Source organism: Candidatus Jidaibacter acanthamoeba (assembly GCF_000815465.1).
GTDB classification, from domain to species: domain Bacteria; phylum Pseudomonadota; class Alphaproteobacteria; order Rickettsiales; family Midichloriaceae; genus Jidaibacter; species Jidaibacter acanthamoebae.
Genome location: NZ_JSWE01000049.1, coordinates 1 through 401 on the forward strand (window position 1 = coordinate 1; position 401 = coordinate 401).

The following is a 401-nucleotide window of genomic DNA, read 5'->3' on the forward strand; positions in this document are numbered from 1 at the left end:
TATTCTCTTCTCTAAACTTTATAATTTCTTTTTCCCTTATCTTCTCTCTTTCCTTTTCTATATCCGGTACTCGATCCCCTACCCCGTATTCTCCTGCTAATATCTTCATTGCTGTCAACTCACATATTACCCAATCAAAATATGCCTTAAACCCTGCTTTCTTTTCTCCCATTAAAAACTTACTTGAGTTTACTTTTATACATAGCTCTTCCCACCTACTCATGTCTTTTTCTACTATTCCTTCCCATAAGCTAATTAGCTTTTGTCCCCTGCTATTAGACATTATTGCTTTATCTTTCTGGTTTAAAAATATTTTATTCCATATTTCTATCATTTGATTACAGATATCAGTTCCTTCTTCTGATATCTCTTTCTCTACTATAACGGTCTTTTTATCTAAT

Annotated in this window: 1 protein-coding gene; it reads right to left on the minus strand. The window is 32.7% G+C overall.

The genetic code is table 11. The features are described from left to right. A partial coding sequence (locus NF27_RS12225) for a hypothetical protein (RefSeq protein WP_039454928.1) occupies positions 1–401 on the minus strand: 401 nt, incomplete at both ends.